Below are 16,303 nucleotides of genomic sequence, written 5' to 3' on the forward strand. Positions count from 1 at the left end.
GATTCGTGGCATTGGCTTGTTTACGGTTTAGTGCCGAAAACTTTAAGAATGAATTTCTGAAGGGATGCTTGTATACCGCACTCTTTAAGTTATGGCTTATAGGCGAGCCATGGCACTTACTCAACGACACGGTGAATAGAAACCTAGGGTTTCTAAGCTTATGAACGAGAGCCATGGATGGCGAACTGGCCGTTAAACAGGGATGTTTTTCAAGTCCATCCGTGGATGCTCGACCGCCCCGTCTGATGTGAATGGATTCACGAATGCCGCGATGGCATGGATGCCAAAGAGCTGCCATGGGGCGGACGGTCGTCTCGCTAATTACCATGGATCACCTTTCTAGCATTGGCGTAGTTTGTAAGTCTTAAAGACATACGTATCATGTTTGGGAGTGTTTTTGTGTTAAAACAATAAACTAAAACACAAAATATCAGATTAAAATTTGTATGAATTTACATCGTATTACGACGGTTTGTCCGCTGTAATGTTTTGTTATGCCATTCAATAAGTTCCATCTCAAGCTGCAGCAGGTCACTTGCCGACCTGATTGGCAAGCTTTCATTGATTCTCATTATTTCTGAACGACTTGATTTCATAGCATTCAATTTTTTAGGTTTGCTTAAAGCTTCATATACCGATTTATCTTTATTATTTACATAGTAGTATCTGATTTTAGGTTTAATTTTTTTAAAGTTAACTGAAATAATCACAAAATCAGAATTTAAATTAATATCTTTGGCTTTAAGATCCTCAGTTTTAACTTTACCCCAATAAAGCCTTTCAAAAAGGCCGTCATTTGAAGTTATGTCGTCTTCAATAGATGATAAAGAACCATCTTTAGAGAAAGTTGATGATATTTTTTCAAACTCTTCAAGATATGAAAAATCAATTGTTTTTTCATTCAAACTACTTGGTGGCAGCATAGCAAGTCCACAAGCTATACTTTCTGGCTTGTTATTACTTGCTAAGTTCCATAAATCTATGTCATCAAAATCATAATGAAGGGTAGAAAAACCATTCTTATTCTTAAAGAAATTTAACGATGTCTCATTATTACTGACAACAACACACAAAATTTTTTTGTTTGGAAATAGTCTTTTTAGGAGCTTTGATTTCCGTAGAGACTCTTTTTTCAAGCTTCTTAAATTTTCAGGCTTTTGCGTAAGAGTACACTCGTAGAACGATAGAGAATATTCATCTATTTTAATGCAATCAAATTCGGCCATTGCGATTCTGTCGCTATTATAGATAAATCGACCTAGGTTGTCGCAGTAGAATCCTGTCTTCAGATATTTATTATTTTTTGGTGTATACGGGCCTTTAGAAATTATCTTTACGGTATTATCTGATAAGCTTTCAATATTGGAAATCATCATTTCATAGAAGGAAGCCTCATAAACCTCACCTTTGAAATTCATAGCTTTCCAATGGTTGTTAGGGGCTTTTATGTAACTCTTAGAATGTGAGTATCGATATTTATATAAATTCATTACTTGCTTCCTAATGGGGTATGTGAATCAAGTATCATCAATTATAAATCAATAACATAATGCACTTTTGATTTATCTACAACACCTTTTTGTAAAGTGATTTGAATATTAAGCGAAAAAATCGAAGGGCTGCATCAGAGTCGAAAAATGGTTTTAGGAATTGATTTAAAAGGAGCGTTCAAGGCTTATCTGAGCTCTGCAAGGCGCGAAATATAAAGGCTTTTTCAATGCTGAATTAAGTATAGATGGAGGTTATTACCACGCTATTAAAAGCTGGGTATCTCAGTATTTTCGTATTTCCTTTTCAATAAAAAGTATTACTTTTATGTCGTTTAATACCTAGGTAAAAAATTTTATCGTATTATCCCGTCACTATTTTTTATCTATTTAGTTGGTTCGCGAGGGCTAACTTTCCCTACAGAAAAGGATTTTTTATGGGACATAAGACGTTACTGAGTGCTGTATTTTTGACTGTGACCTGCGGTGTCGCCACTTTTGCGGTGAATGCTGAATCACTGTTTACTCCCTTTCCTGACGCCAAATCGCCTGAAGAAAAGCGCATCCACTTTACGCCCTTTGAGCTTATCACCGCAGTGAATGGGGACAAGTTCACTCTGTTGCCTGTATCGGGGAAATTGACTCGACAAAGCGTTGAGTTGCCAGAGGGATATAGTCCCGAACATGTGATCAATAACTATTTGGCACAGCTTCAAAAACTGAATGCTGAAGTGTTATTTAGCTGTCAGGCCGCCACCTGTGGTGATGGTCAAGCCATGCAAACTCAGCTAAAGCCACTTAAGAGCGTGAATGCCGATTATCACAGTGCTTATGCGGCGGTAAAACTAAAAGGTTCTCGCGGTGAGGTTTACGCCAGTATCTATGTCGTCAATCGCGAGGATAGATATACCTACCTGCAGGTCGATATCCTTGATTCTATTCCTGAGCCGCTGGATTTGATCCAAGCGAATAGTGACTTTTTACAACAGGCGCCGAAGGATATTGAGATTAAAGATAGGCGCAGTGACGATGCTCAAGGCGCGACCGACCATCCTTTGCTGGGGCGTATGCCCGGCAGTTATATTTCAAGTTACAAACAAACTAACTTTACCCAAGTGCCTGTATTGGTAGGGATGTCGGGCGCCGATTATCAAACCAAACCGCTGGACGCCAAGCTTACCCAAATAACTTATCAGATGCCTGAAAGCTACTCGTTGTTTGAAATCAACAGCAACTATGCCGCAGCAGCACAAAAGCTGCAGGCTGAGCGGGTGTTCCACTGTAAAGGTACGGCCTGCGGCGACGATGATAATCTGATCAATGCCATCAAATTAATCAAGGACGATAAAGAAGACGAATGGCAGGAGTATCAGCTGTTTAAGCTGAGTCACGCCAAGGGTGATGTTTACTTCGATATCTATTCCCAAGGTTATTTCGATGGCACGCCTGCCGATACTACGCTCAGGGTCATGGAACTCTCTACTCTGAAGGATGATCGTGTGGCTATCGACCTCGATGCCTTGACTGATGCGATTAGCCAAACAGGTAAAGCGACGTTGGAGGGAATGTTGTTTGATTATGACAGTGAGCGTATGTTGCCTGAGTCCAAGCCAGTTCTTGAGGTCCTCGCGAGTTATCTTAAGCAGAACCCCACGTTGAGTTTTTATGTGGTCGGACATACCGATGACAAGGGCGAGCGGAGTTACAATCAAAGCCTGTCGGAGCGCCGCGCCGCTGCAGTGATTAAGCAGTTGAGTGACGGATTTCAAATTCCGTCGGCCCAATTAACCGCTCACGGTAATGGGGAATACAGCCCTGTAGCCAGCAATACTAATGACGCCGGACAAAAGTTGAATCGCAGAGTGGAGTTAGTGCTTCGTTCCGATAAAAAGTAGCTTAATTTCAACAGTTTGAAAGGCTATCTTAGCTTCATCAACAACGCCTGAGCCATCTCAGGCGTTTCTATCTTCATTGGCGTTTATTGGTGTTCATTGGCAGATATTGTGCACGCAGGCATTTGTCTCAAATTGAGGTAACTACTTGAGTGTATCCACCATTTGTCTTCCACTAAATCGTCACTGCGGCTTTAAGCCTCGCAACTTCCTCTGGGCTGAGTGGTCGCATTTCGCCTTCGGCTAAGGATCCTAGCGTTAATGTCATTAACGCGACGCGTTGTAAGTCAATCACCTTATAACCTAAGGCGTTGGACATGCGCCGAATTTGGCGATTTAACCCTTGGGTAAGCACTATTTCAAAACTCACATCACTTAACCGCGTGACTTGGCAGGGGAGTGTGCGCACTTCTTTATATTGCAAGCCGCTGGCCATTTGTTCGATAAAGGCATCGTTGAAGGGCTTATCGAGTTGTACGTGATAGGTTTTACTGTGGGCAAAACTGGGGTGCATCAGTTTATGGGTGAGTTCGCCATCGTTGGTGAGCAGCAATAAACCACGGGAATCTTTATCTAATCTGCCTACTGGGTAGAGTCTTGGCGCAGTTGGCAGTAAATGCAGCAAACTGGATTTATCGGCGTCTAACAAACGGCAATCTGTGCCTACGGCTTTATTGAAGATCCAATAAGTAAGCGCTTCGATGCCCGATATGGGCTTTCCATCTAAGCAGAGGCTATCAAGACATTGGCCGTCAGCATCGAAATGCACGGCATCGGTATGCTTGGCTATCTTGTCATTGAGGCTGATGCGTCCAGCCTCAATCAAGCGGCAGGCTTCACGGCGTGAACTAATGCCACATTGGGCAAGGTATTTGGCGAGACGCATAAATGACTAAGCTAAAACGGGTGATGGACTTGGGCGCGATAATACAGGATTTTAGATAAACGGCGCATGGCAAATGCAAGGCTTAAGCACCAAATAATATTAAGGTTCGTTTGCAGCCACATATTGGCGGCAACAAAACAGAAATGATTGTCTGTCTCGCAGGGCGGGAAATCCAGCTGGCTCCAATCCAGTTGTAAGCTCAGGCTAACGGCACTGATAAAGCTTAATAAGCTTAAGTAAAACAAGGGTCTTGGACAGATAAGCTTAGGCACGATTCCTGCGATAATTACCAAGGCATGCAGGGTTAGCGTACTTAACAGATAGCTAGTAGAAACCAGCCTGTGCATGGTCAAAAAGTTAATCGGAAAAATCCCCATCAAAATCACCGAGGTGCCAACCCAGGCGCCGGTGAGCGCAATATATTGGCTAAAGGTGTCGAGTTTGAGCAAGTAGAGCCCAGCCATAGAGACCAACATACAAATCCCTGCGGCGAGTAATCCGAGGTTAAACACATAGGCGAGAGGCGAGTTGATATAGTCACCGAGAAAATCGGCACGCATAAACAGGGCGGGAGTGCCTACAACTTGATATTCGGCGTAGAGCGCTATGATAACCCCTGTGGCACTCAGCAGCGCCGCGCCTACAATCAACCAAGTGATCAGGCGATGTAAGTCGTAAAAACTGGGTTCATGCTGCGGATTCATATTGTGATAGATGCATTTTGTGATGAATGACTATGCCGTAAATTAAGCTTAATACCGCGCGAATAACCCGCTGTAACTTGCCTGAATCCGAAACCGATGGCAAGTCTCGGCCTGATTTGATCTTTAGACAGATAAAAGCAAAGGGAGCGAATGCTCCCTTTGCTTTATCGATAATCGAATAAGGTTAGTGGCGCTTACGGAAAATCACAATCGCAATCGCGACAGCGGCTAGGATCATGCAGTACCAAGCGTGGGAGACGGCCGCCAGCGGTGTAATGCTAAAGGTTGAAGCGATCAGCAGTGCTTGGGCGCCATAGGGAATTAACCCTTGGATAATACAGGCAAAAATATCGAGTACACTGGCCGCGCGCTTAGGGCTAACACCGTGTTTTTCTGCCAGATCTTTAGCAATATCACCCGTCACAACGATAGACACTGTGTTGTTGGCAACGCAGCTGTTGGTGACGGCCACAATCCCTGCCATGCCTAATTCGGCCGCGCGGCATGAGGCTTCGCCTTGGGCTTTTGAGAAACGGGTGATGAGCTTTTCAATCTGCTTGCTTACAAAGGCTAAACCCCCTTGTTGCTGCATCAGCGAGGCTAAACCACCGACTAACATCGACAGGATGAAGATTTCCTGCATATTGCTAAAGCCCGCGTAGATATCTTTACCAAATTGGATAACGCCATAGTCCATGGTCAGGAATCCCGCAGCGCCCGCCAGCAGAATGCCTAAGGTCAAGACGACGAACACGTTTAACCCTGCGACCGCTAATACCAGAATCGTCAGGTAAGGAATCACCTTGATAAAGTCGATATCCTGAGCGGCTAGATCGGCTTGGCCTTGGCCTGCAATCACAAAGGCGACAAAAGTTAGCAGTGAAGCAGGGATCGCAAAAATCAGGTTCTCGCGGAATTTATCTTTCATATCACAGCCTTGAGTACGAGTGGCCGCAATAGTGGTATCCGAAATAATCGAGAGGTTATCGCCAAACAGTGCGCCAGACATCACGGCGCCCGCCATCAGGGCATAATCAATTTGTGCCTGATCGGCAACGCCTAAGGCGATAGGTGCCACGGCGGCGATGGTGCCCATTGAGGTACCCATTGCGGTGGCAATAAAAGCGGCAATCACAAAAAAGCCGGGCAGTAATAGGTTTGAAGGAATAAGGGATAAACCTAAGGCAACGGTCGCATCGACACCACCTGTGGCTTTCGCTACTGCCGCAAAACCGCCAGCCAGCAAGTAAATCAAACACATAGCAATAATATTGCTGTGGCCAATACCGCCGATAAAGGTATCAATCGCTTGATTGAGTTTTTGTTTTGATAATACCAAGGCCAGAATAATGGCTGGCAGAATGGCAATCACACTCGGTAATTGATAGAAGGCAAAGTCTACACCTTGGCTTTGGAAATAGACGCCTGCGCCAATAAACAGACTTAGAAAAACAAATAAGGGTAACAGGGCAATAAAGGATGCCGGGCTACTCGGTGCAGTGGTTTGGGCTGATTGACTCAATGTAATGTCTCTTTTACTCGGCGGGTTGTCCGCGGGATCCTTGGCAGTCGAACTCGCTTAAAATCTATGCCGCTTTGGCATCATATCCTAGCAACTTGGTGCCAAGCATATTGGATTGCCATTTTACTGTCAATCTAGACGTCTAGATGTTTTTACTTCCATTGTGATCTGTTCGTTAAAAAGAGGTTTAAATCGTGGTGGACAGCCATTTTAGAGCTTATTAATCAACCTATTACCTATAGCACTTTTTTCGAAAAGATACAGGGCATGAAAGCTGTATAGGTGTGATCTGTAACAAATGCCATGGTGAGTATAGCCTTTAGGCAGAAATGTGCCGATTTAGGCCATTAGCCGATTGCATAGCAAAAAAATATTAATTCAACATTAATTTTTAACATCATGTTTTAAATGAAATATCCTTATTATTTGGTACTTTATCCAATAAAACACTAATGATAATGATTTGCGTTGTTTTTGTTGCTCTACTAGAATCGCCTCCCAATTATGTTAATAACTCTTTGGAGCTTTGTTTAAATGCGCACATTTTCTCGTCATCGCCTGAGTTTAGTCGCTGCCTCTGTGTTAACGCTCGGTATCTGCCACACTGCCACTGCAGGTGAAGATTTATTTGGTTATGTCAAAGGCGCCGAGGCTATGCCTAAAGAAGCCATTGAACTCTATCAAAAAGTGACGTTGCGTAACGACAAAGGCCAAGGTACTTACCGCGGCATTAATTACGAAACTGAGCTGGAATACGGTGTGACCGACAAGTTTGCGGTATCGGGTTCGGCTAAGTTTATGTCTTTAGATACCAGCGGCTTAATCATCGATGGTTATCTGCCGAAAGAGAAAAACATCGGTTTTGCCACCTCTGGCGCTGAAGTCGGCTTAAGCTACATGTTTTTAAGCCCTGCTAAGGATGATATTGGTCTGTCTATGACCGCCTCCTTAGACTATGACTGGATTGATGTACACTCTGGTCAAGACAAAGACACCCTATCACTCGATTTAGGCTTGCAGACTCAAAAGTACATGCTCGAAGGCGAGTTAATTTGGGTTGGCAACCTTGGCATGGAATCGACCTATGCCGACCGCGCACCAATTGCGAATTTGCCTGAAGATTTTGATTGGTCAACCGATCCTGAGATGGAACTGGAGCTGAAAATGGGCACTGGCCTGAGCTACCGTTTCGCCCCTAACTGGTTTATCTGTGCCGAAGTGTTATTCGAAACCGAATTTGAGACCGAGATTGGTCAAGAGCGTTGGTCATTTTTCGCCGGTCCCTCATTACATTATGGCAGCGCCGATTGGTGGGCGACCCTCACTTGGTTACCCCAGTTAAGTGGTGGCGGTGAGCAGTACGAAGGTCAAAAGGATACTAGCCTGCATCTGATTGAAAAAACTGAACAAGAAGTCAGATTAAAAGTGGCATTTAACTTCTAATTTGTACTTTACTCATAGGCAGGTCAGCGTTGCTCTGCCTGCAGTGACTCAAGGTTTTGCTTTAACACTAGGTATTGAAATGGCGCATACATATCTGAATAGCTTGTGGTTTATGCCAATGGTCCTCGTGGCCGCCCCTGCATTTTCTGCGGATTATTTAACAGTGGCCCAAGCGCAGGCGTTGATTTTTGATAAGGCAGCGGTATTTAGTGAGCGTCCAACCTTACTGAGCTCCGATGCGAAAGATCAGATCAAAGATTTATCGGGCGTTCGCCAACGTCAAGATCAGCAGCCTATCTGGAAAGTGGAAAAGGACGGTCAGTTTCTCGGTTGGTTTGTGGTGGATGATGTTGTCGGTAAACATGAGTATATTACCTACGCCATCGGCATTAGTCCGCAGGGCGAAGTGCTCGGGTTAGAAGTGCTCAGTTACCGTGAAACCCACGGCGGCCAAGTGCGTGAAGCGAGTTGGCGCGACCAGTTCCACGGTAAAACTCTCAAAGATCCCTTTAAACTCGATGAAGATGTCAGCAATATTAGTGGGGCCACATTAAGTTGCCGTAATTTACTCGATGGCGTAAAACGGTTACTTGTAATCCATCAACTCTTTTTGTCGCAGTCAGTCGCATAGTGATACGTAGAGCCAAACCCTTACTCGGTACCTTAGTCGAAATTGCCGCTGAGTCCGTTGCCGAGCACAATGCTCATCCTTCATTGGATGAGTCTGCCCTTCAAGCCGCTATAACAGCGGCTTTTTCGCGTGTGGCCCATATTGGTCGCTTACTCAGTTTTCACCAGCAGGATAGTGAGCTGAATTTACTGAATCGCCAGCCGGGGCAGTGGATAGCTTTAAGTCCTGACAGCCTGAGGGTGTTGAAGCTCGCCAAGTGGTTTGGCCAGGCCAGTGACAACCTGTTCAACTGCACAGTGGGCGGTGAGATGATGTCCCGCGGCGCCTTGCCCGCTTATCTTGGAATGCCGCTGTTGTTGCAGGGGGATTGGCGAGACATTGAGATCCAAGCGGATAAAGCCAGATTGGCTCGCCCACTGATTTTGACCTTAGATGGCATCGCTAAAGGCTATGCGGTCGATATGGCGGTCAGCGAGCTGCGCCGTGCGGGCGTGTGCGGTGGCTGGGTGAATGCGGGTGGCGATTTAAAAGTGTTTGGTAGCGCTTCATTAAATGTGTTGTGCCGTGGGCCGAATGGATTGAGTCAAAAGATCAACGTCAGCAATACCGCCCTTGCCAGTTCGCGGGTTTCCCAGCAGTTAAGCCACGATTACCCCGCGTTATTGTTACCGACGGGTAATTTAGACGAGCAGCAATGTGCCAGCGACCAAGAAAGGGTTGTGAGTGTGCGGGCACCGTTTGCCTGGCGCGCCGATGCGTTAACCAAGGTCGCGGGTTACCTTGACGATGCCACCGCCGCGACAAAAATTCAGCAGTTGGGTGGCGATTTAGTCAACTTCGCGCCCTAAGATTTGTCGGTAAAGCTTTCATCAATCTTTAGTATTTTTAACGATATAAATAAAAATGAAAAAATTAAGTGGTTATCCCAATTGGTTTTTCTGGTTGATCATCCTTGCCATCACAGTAACGGGCCTTACAGGCTTATTTATGCTGCCTTGGGTGATGGAGTTTAAACTGCAGTGGGATGTGGATTTTGGCCTGAGCGGGGATCTGCGTTTACCCGCGGTTGTGATGCATGTGCTGCTGGGCTGGCTGATGCTCATCTTGCTCGGCGCACTGTGGCATAGCCATATCCGTGCAGGCTGGCGTAAAAAGCTTAATCATAAGAGTGGATTAGTGATGTCACTCAGTTTGTTGGCATTAGCGTTAACGGGCGTGGGTTTGTATTACTTGAGCTCAGAATCGGCGCAGTTGGCCGCGAGTTTATTGCACACTTTTTTAGGGCTATTACTCTGTGGCGGCTTTGGCTGGCATTACTGGCAAGGCCAGCAAATTCGGCAGCAATCCTTAACGCGTCAGCGTATCCTCTAATCCATAAAAAAGAGTGCCTAGGCACTCTTTTTTATCTGTCTTTGAGCGACGCGAAGTCAGGGACATCTGGGCGCGTTACTCGCCTTAAGCGACTTTAAAGCGTGACACTTCTTTTTGCAGATTGCTGCAAATAGTTTGGGTGTTGACGACGATTTGCTGAGTCTCTTGGATAACGGTATTGCAGTAGCGGGTTTTGTCAGACAGCTCGGTCAAGTTGCGATTGATTTCTTCGGTCACATGGGTTTGCTCTTCGGTGGCCGTGGCGGTTTGGGTCGACATCTCACTGACCTTAGAGGTGGAGTTCAGGATCTCATCTAAGGCATCCTGTGTCTGACTGGCGAGGGTCACTGTCGAGTTCGTGAGGCTGGCGCCCGATTCAATGCTCTTAACCGCATCATTTACACCCCGTTGTAACTCTTCAATCATTCGCTGAATATCTTGGGTCGAGGTTTCGGTGCGGCTCGCTAGTGTCCGCACTTCATCGGCAACCACCGCAAAGCCGCGCCCTTGCTCACCCGCACGGGCCGCCTCAATGGCGGCGTTGAGGGCGAGTAGGTTAGTTTGCTCTGCAATCGAGCGGATAACATCCAATACCGAGGCGATATTGGCGGAATTCACTGAGAGTTTTTCGATAACTGCCACGGCTTGTTTCACCGACTCAGACAGTTGCTGAATATGGTTAACCGACTGGGTAAGGATATTTTTACCTTCGATGGTTTGGTCGTTGACCTTAGTGATTTCGGTGGCGGTATGCAGGGCGTTGCTGGCCACCTCTCGCACCGCAGCGCTCATCTCATTCACCGCCGTGACTATGGTATCGACAAACTGTTCCTGCTCGTAACTGATGCCTATGGTGGTGGTTGATTTTGTCGCGAGATTTTCAACGGTTTGGCTGACATCCTTGGTTTGGCTGATAATCGCGATAACCATTTGCTGCAATTGGGCCACGAACAAGTTAAAGGCATTGGCTAGCTCGCCAATTTCATCTTGGCGGGTGATGGGGATTCGTTGGGTTAAGTTTCCGTCGCCATCGACAATATCGTTGATCCTGTCGGTAATATCACGGATCGCATTGACTATGATTTTGGGGCCAAAGTAGGCAATCACGAGGGCGACTATCGCGACTAAGGTGGCTATGGTGACCGAAATTTGGGTTTGCGTGGTGGCTTGCTCTGAGGCCTGTAAATCCAGTTCTTTAACGCGGTTATCGGCGGCTTCACCGGCGGCGTTGTAGATACTCCTTAAGGCCTTAAACTCTTTTTTAGATTTATTTTCATGGAGTTGTCTTGCCAGTTCAAAGTCATTGTTTTTCACCGCATTGATCACTTCCGATGAGGCTTGATACCAGAGTGAAAATTGCGCCTCAAAACCGCTGGTGGACTTGATAACTTCTAAATGGTCTTGCAGATAATTTTTAAATTCCCCCATGCGATCGCGCGCTTGGTCGACGTTTTCCTGCCAGTTGTCTATCTCACTCTTGCGGTTCTCGCTGCTGAGCTCGGGCCTAAGCAGTACTTCTTCACTCAATTGGGCCTGATAGAGATCGCGGTCGGCGTTGAGAATAGCCGAAATCGCCGGATTAAATCGTTGGCTAAACTCCTGCATTTGCTTAAGGGTGGTGCGGTTTTGCATCGCATCCGTCACGGCCATCACAATTAAAGCTGTCGCCATAATGGCAAACATCAGCGAAAACTTGACTCTAATGCTATTAAACATAGGACTCTCCATAACTCTCTGACAAAACGACTTATTAAATAGCTTAGTCGCTATTTGGTTGTTTGCAGCAGCCTGCGAAAAGTCTGTATTAGAAGCGATGATAAAAAAACGCCCCAAGGTTTTGGGGCGTTGAGTTAAGCGAGTTATTCGGTGCAGGCGATAGGCGCTGGTGTTTTCGGTTTAGGTTTTACCTGCACTAACATCACCCCAAAGATGACCATAGCACCACCTATATAGTGATAAATAGCTAAGGTTTCATTCAAGATGAGCGCCGCTAAGATTGCCGCGAGGATCGGCATCAAATTGAAGAAAATACTGGTGCGCTCGGCCCCTAACTTGCTGATGCCATTAATCCAGGCCCAAGGTGCAATGAGTGAAGCGCCCAGAGCGGCATAGATAATTAACGGTGCGGCTTGGCTGCTAATGGCTGTACTTGGCGCGCTAAACAGCAGCGGGATTAACATCAACACCGCAATAATCCCTTGAATATACACTGACTCCCACGTCGATATCGGCAATTGCCAGCGTTTAAGCAATACCCCATAAAGTGCGTATACAAAGGCGCTGATGAGTAACAGTAAATCCCCTTGGGTCACGCCGATGGCAAGATTGGCCATATCGCCGTGGCTTAACATAAACACTAAGCCCAAGAGCGAAATCACAGTGCCACCAAAGACAAGAGGCGTCAGCCTTTGTTTAAGTAGTGGCACGGCTAAAAACAAGCTCACCATAGGCACCAGCGAGTTGATTAGGGCCATATTGGTCGCAGTTGTGGTTGCCGCCGCAAAATAAGCCAGGCTTTGGTTTAATACCATGCCTAAGGCGGCCAAGGTGGCGAGTTTGGGCAGTAATGGTGCAATCGTTTTACGCTTACGCCAGACGGGTTTTAGCATAAAAGGTGTTAATACTAGCATGGCAAAAAACCAGCGATAAAAGGCTATCGCTTCAGGGGCGATGATCCCAAAGGAGAGTTTATTAACAATGGCGTTGCCCGCCCAAATCACGACGGCGAGCAGGGGAAATAAATACAGCATAGGTCAGTCTTAATTGGCGTGTTGACGGGGTTAGGCGAAGGGGCATAAACCCGATGTCATAGGTTGGCTGCTATTATCGTGGGTCTTTTATGATATAAATATCGCTTAAAAGACAATGTCAGTTCGTCGGCGGACAATCCTTTTTAAGTTTCAGTATTCGCCTCGAATTTGCCAGCCTATTTTCGGAGGTCTGATGCGTCCCGTTTATCATCCGCTCAAGGCAGAACAAGCGCCTGTTGCCGATATTTTCTTCAATTATGAAGCGTTTCTCCCTAATACCATCACTCCCAAACACAGCCACACTTGGGGGCAACTGCAGTTGATCAGCGGCGGTATTATGGAGCTGTATGCCGCAGGGGAGCGATTTTTATCGCCTTCCCAATATGCGATTTGGGTGCCTGAGGGGATTGAACATGAGAGCTTTACTCGCCGCAGTATCCATTATTGTTCGATGAATATCGTGGCTAGTCGTGCGGGGGCTTTTCCGGATGAAACCAGCCTGCTGGCGGTCACGCCCATCGCACTGGCGATAGTGAACGACCTGAGGGAGCGGCAAATCCGAGTGGCCGAGAGCGAGGCGGATAAACGTCTGGTTGAAGTGTTAATCGATCAGTTGATTTTAGGTCAGGCACAGCCGCAATTTTTACCCTCGAGTGGCGATAAATTATTACAGCCCATTTTGCAGCAACTCGAACTCGACCCCGCCAGCCAAAAGAGCCTTAAGAGTTGGGCAAGCGAGCTGCATACCACAGAGCGCACTCTGGCTCGGCGATGCCAAGACAGCCTTGGCATGAGTTTTACCGAGCTGCGGCAGCGACATAAGTTTATTTATTCGTTACAGCTCTTGCGTGAAGGATTGGCAATCAAGGAGGTGGCACTGACCTTGGGCTATAACCAAACCTCACCTTATATTGTGATGTTTAAAAAATATGCCCAATATTCGCCTGAGCAATATCGCCGACAATTGGGATAAAAAAGAGGGCGTGATAATCACCACGCCCTCTTGCTCATAAAGAGAGGATTTAAGGGATTTTTTACGCAGGGATTAATCGGAGTTTTTCTGTCGATTCCGTTTATCCTGACGTTTCTCTTTTAAGGTTTTCATCGGCGGTTTTTTCGCTTTTTCTTTACTCATGACAATGACTCCTAACTGAATCTAAACTCAGCAAAGTGATACTCAGTAAAGTGAAACTTCATAAAATGAGACTATCGAGTGCAGCGCCGCATTCTTACCGATAGTGTCGTTAATATTACCCGTCGGCAAAATTAACTCATGAAAAAGCCGTATGAGCCAGATAAATAAACTTATACCTCTTGATGGTTTTTACATAAGCGCTGCCATACTCGGTAAATATCCAAGAGGTCTAAGCCTTGGCTCATCGGCTTTAATTTGTTTCGCGGCCTGTTAATGACTTCAAAATAGCGCTCTCCCTATTTCCTTATATGCCAATGCTAGATGCCGCCGCAAATAGCGACCTAAAAGCATGCTGCCACTGAAATTTGAACATGCTTTATTCTGATAAAATTTTGTAACGTTAATTTATTTTTTGCTGAGGGCGATATCTTTCACCATAAATAATACGGGTTTACCTAGAATATTGACTTCGGCATATTCGCCCTTAGTGCGCCCGAGTAAGCTGACGCCGAGATCGGAGATCACCGAATAACGCCCCGCTCTGGGTTTGTGCCTTGGCGGATACACCAGCTCGATACGGTATTCCTGCTGGTCCTGTTGGTTAACCAGTAAAATTTCTCGACCAACTGTCACTTTATCTTGGGTTTCTTCACTCTTAAGTTGATCCAGTTTTGCGATCACCGCAGCTAATGAAGTCGGGCGCAGTGAGGCATTAAAACTGTTTTGCAGGTAATAGGTTTCAGTTTTCAACATAAAAGACTGAAATAGATTGCTAAAAAAAGAATAAAACATAACTACCTCAAAATATGAGCTAGATAACTGCCGTGCCCCAAAATAAAAATGGAAGCAATAAAATTAAATGTGGGAATTCGATGCCGAGTGCGAGTGGCACTCGGCTTAAACTGGAAATTTAAGTGAAAGGCGTACAAAGCGGGCTAAATAATGAGGCTTATTTAGCGTAAAAGGCGATGATTCAAATGTGGTAGATGAAAATGCATTGTTTAACATGTTGCTACATCTCCATATCAAATTAAGGCTAAATTAATCATCCAATTGGGTTGATGATTAATGACTAATAAACTGTCCATACCATAGGCCAACTGAAAAAATAAAGCAACCCATGTTTTAACTCTAGGCTCTTTATTTCTGGAATGACGTTTTCCTATTAAATAAAAATATTTTCTTAATAACCGGCGATATTTTTAGGCAATTATTAGCGCATAAATTGATTAACGTGGCTGAATGTTAAGCCGCTAAGTCGTTAGCCCTGCACCTTGCAGGATAATTTTAAGGCAGAGGGAAACCAGCAGTAGGCAACTGACGCTGGTGCACCAAATCAGTAGTAACCAGCCGATCCGTTTGGGGAGCGATGAAGTCTGAGTCGTCATTGCAATCTCCTAAGTTGTGTTGCTGGCAGCCGAGTCGATATCGGCTGCATGAAGTCGTTTTAGTGATAACCCGCATCCTTGGTGACTTTGCCGCGAAACACGTAATAGCTCCAAAAGGTGTAGGCCAAGATCAAGGGGATAATCATCAGTGCGCCGATGAGCATAAAACCTAAGCTGCTCTCAGGTGCAGCCGCCTGCCATAGGCTGATCGTTGGCGGAATAATATGTGGCCAGATGCTGATGCCCAAGCCACTAAAGCCTAAGAAGATTAACGCGAGTGTCAGTAAGAAGGGGCGATAGTCATCCTCAGTATTTAAGGCGCGGATAAGTGCCTTAGTGCAGAGCAATACCAGCAGAGGTACAGGCGCAAAATAGAATAAATTCGGCAGACTAAACCAGCGCAGGGCAATATTGGGTTGTACGAAGGGCGTCCAAAAACTGACGATTCCTATGGTCATCAGCAGGCAAATTGCGAGGACTTTGGCGAGCTGCTGCATGGTCGTTTTGAGTGTGCCTGTGCATTTCTTCACTAACCAAGTTGCGCCAAGCAGCGCGTAGGCCAGCATCAGCCCAAAACCACAGAAGAGTGAGAAGGGCGATAACCAATCGAAGCTGCTACCGCTGAACCTTTGTCCATCGACCGAAATGCCCGAGATAAATGCGCCGAGCACTACGCCTTGGGCAAAGGTGGCAATAATAGAGCCGAACATAAAGGCTTTGTCCCAAAAGGGTTTGGTCTCTGCGCTGGATTTAAACCTAAATTCAAAGGCAACGCCGCGAAAAATCAACGCGAGCAGCATGATCAGTAAGGGAATGGTCAGGGCTTCGAGCACTATGGCGTAGGCGAGGGGAAAGGCGCCGAGCAGGCTCGCACCACCGAGTACTAGCCAAGTCTCGTTACCATCCCATACTGGCGCGACGGTGTTGACCATTACATCCCTATCCTCTTCATCATGGATGAAGGGAAATAAGATGCCGATGCCCAGATCGAAGCCATCCATCACTATATACATGAGTGTGGCAAAGATGATGATCCCGAACCAAATCAGGGGTAAGTCGAATTCCATGTTGTGCCTTTAAATGGGTTGATTAAT

Annotated in this window: 15 protein-coding genes; 6 read left to right on the forward strand and 9 right to left on the reverse strand. The window is 45.9% G+C overall.

The annotated features are described in order from the left end of the window. Positions 1-452: 452 nt before the first annotated feature. The gene (locus K0H60_RS04840; protein ID WP_220057449.1) at positions 453-1,490 is read right to left on the reverse strand and encodes a hypothetical protein; all 1,038 of its coding nucleotides are present in this window, start codon (positions 1,488-1,490) and stop codon (positions 453-455) included. A gap of 434 nt (positions 1,491-1,924) precedes the next feature. Between K0H60_RS04840 and K0H60_RS04845 the strand changes: the two genes are divergently transcribed. Further along, positions 1,925-3,382, forward strand: a complete 1,458-nt coding sequence (locus tag K0H60_RS04845; RefSeq protein ID WP_220057450.1) for an OmpA family protein — start codon at positions 1,925-1,927, stop codon at positions 3,380-3,382. Between the two features lie 172 nt (positions 3,383-3,554). On the opposite strand, the gene K0H60_RS04850 is transcribed toward K0H60_RS04845, so the two are convergent. The 3 genes from K0H60_RS04850 to K0H60_RS04860 all read right to left on the reverse strand — a co-directional run bounded on the left by K0H60_RS04850 (position 3,555) and on the right by K0H60_RS04860 (position 6,491). Then, complete coding sequence (locus K0H60_RS04850; protein WP_220057451.1) at positions 3,555-4,265, reverse strand: 23S rRNA pseudouridine(2604) synthase RluF; 711 nt, start codon at positions 4,263-4,265, stop codon at positions 3,555-3,557. A gap of 11 nt (positions 4,266-4,276) precedes the next feature. Then, positions 4,277-4,969, reverse strand: coding sequence for a hypothetical protein (locus K0H60_RS04855; RefSeq protein ID WP_220057452.1), 693 nt, complete (start codon positions 4,967-4,969; stop codon positions 4,277-4,279). A gap of 184 nt (positions 4,970-5,153) precedes the next feature. After that, entirely contained in the window at positions 5,154-6,491 is a 1,338-nt protein-coding gene (locus tag K0H60_RS04860; RefSeq protein ID WP_220057453.1) for a Na+/H+ antiporter NhaC family protein, read from the reverse strand. Between the two features lie 534 nt (positions 6,492-7,025). Between K0H60_RS04860 and K0H60_RS04865 the strand changes: the two genes are divergently transcribed. The 4 genes from K0H60_RS04865 to K0H60_RS04880 all read left to right on the forward strand — a co-directional run bounded on the left by K0H60_RS04865 (position 7,026) and on the right by K0H60_RS04880 (position 9,936). After that, the gene (locus K0H60_RS04865) at positions 7,026-7,934 is read left to right on the forward strand and encodes a DUF6662 family protein (protein WP_220057454.1); all 909 of its coding nucleotides are present in this window, start codon (positions 7,026-7,028) and stop codon (positions 7,932-7,934) included. Between the two features lie 79 nt (positions 7,935-8,013). After that, a complete protein-coding gene (locus K0H60_RS04870) occupies positions 8,014-8,565 on the forward strand; it encodes an FMN-binding protein (RefSeq protein ID WP_220057455.1) in 552 nt (183 codons plus the stop codon). Beyond that, positions 8,565-9,413: an FAD:protein FMN transferase gene (locus K0H60_RS04875; RefSeq protein ID WP_220057456.1), complete on the forward strand. Its 849-nt coding sequence runs from the start codon at positions 8,565-8,567 to the stop codon at positions 9,411-9,413. The genes K0H60_RS04870 and K0H60_RS04875 overlap by 1 nt, the downstream gene beginning before the upstream one ends. Before the next feature lie 55 nt (positions 9,414-9,468). After that, positions 9,469-9,936, forward strand: coding sequence for a hypothetical protein (locus K0H60_RS04880; protein WP_220057457.1), 468 nt, complete (start codon positions 9,469-9,471; stop codon positions 9,934-9,936). An 84-nt stretch (positions 9,937-10,020) separates the two neighbouring features. Here K0H60_RS04880 and K0H60_RS04885 read toward each other — a convergent pair whose 3' ends face one another. Beyond that, positions 10,021-11,652 (reverse strand): methyl-accepting chemotaxis protein, encoded by a 1,632-nt coding sequence (locus K0H60_RS04885; protein WP_011716052.1) that lies wholly within the window; start codon positions 11,650-11,652, stop codon positions 10,021-10,023. Between the two features lie 143 nt (positions 11,653-11,795). After that, on the reverse strand, positions 11,796-12,686 hold the full coding sequence (locus K0H60_RS04890) for a DMT family transporter (RefSeq protein ID WP_220057458.1): 891 nt from the start codon (positions 12,684-12,686) through the stop codon (positions 11,796-11,798). Positions 12,687-12,879: 193 nt separating this feature from the next. Between K0H60_RS04890 and K0H60_RS04895 the strand changes: the two genes are divergently transcribed. Beyond that, positions 12,880-13,659, forward strand: coding sequence for an AraC family transcriptional regulator (locus tag K0H60_RS04895; protein ID WP_220057459.1), 780 nt, complete (start codon positions 12,880-12,882; stop codon positions 13,657-13,659). A 567-nt stretch (positions 13,660-14,226) separates the two neighbouring features. On the opposite strand, the gene K0H60_RS04900 is transcribed toward K0H60_RS04895, so the two are convergent. The 3 genes from K0H60_RS04900 to cydB form a co-directional block, all read right to left on the reverse strand. Then, positions 14,227-14,613 carry a GreA/GreB family elongation factor gene (locus K0H60_RS04900; protein ID WP_023268370.1) on the reverse strand — a complete coding sequence of 129 codons (387 nt, stop codon included), beginning with the start codon at positions 14,611-14,613 and terminating at the stop codon, positions 14,227-14,229. A gap of 461 nt (positions 14,614-15,074) precedes the next feature. Then, entirely contained in the window at positions 15,075-15,209 is a 135-nt protein-coding gene (locus K0H60_RS04905) for a DUF2474 family protein (RefSeq protein ID WP_220057460.1), read from the reverse strand. A 59-nt stretch (positions 15,210-15,268) separates the two neighbouring features. Continuing rightward, positions 15,269-16,276 carry a cytochrome d ubiquinol oxidase subunit II gene (gene cydB / locus K0H60_RS04910; RefSeq protein ID WP_220057461.1) on the reverse strand — a complete coding sequence of 336 codons (1,008 nt, stop codon included), beginning with the start codon at positions 16,274-16,276 and terminating at the stop codon, positions 15,269-15,271. Positions 16,277-16,303: the final 27 nt, after the last annotated feature.

The organism is Shewanella mangrovisoli (genome assembly GCF_019457635.1).
Classification (GTDB): Bacteria; Pseudomonadota; Gammaproteobacteria; order Enterobacterales; family Shewanellaceae; genus Shewanella; species Shewanella mangrovisoli.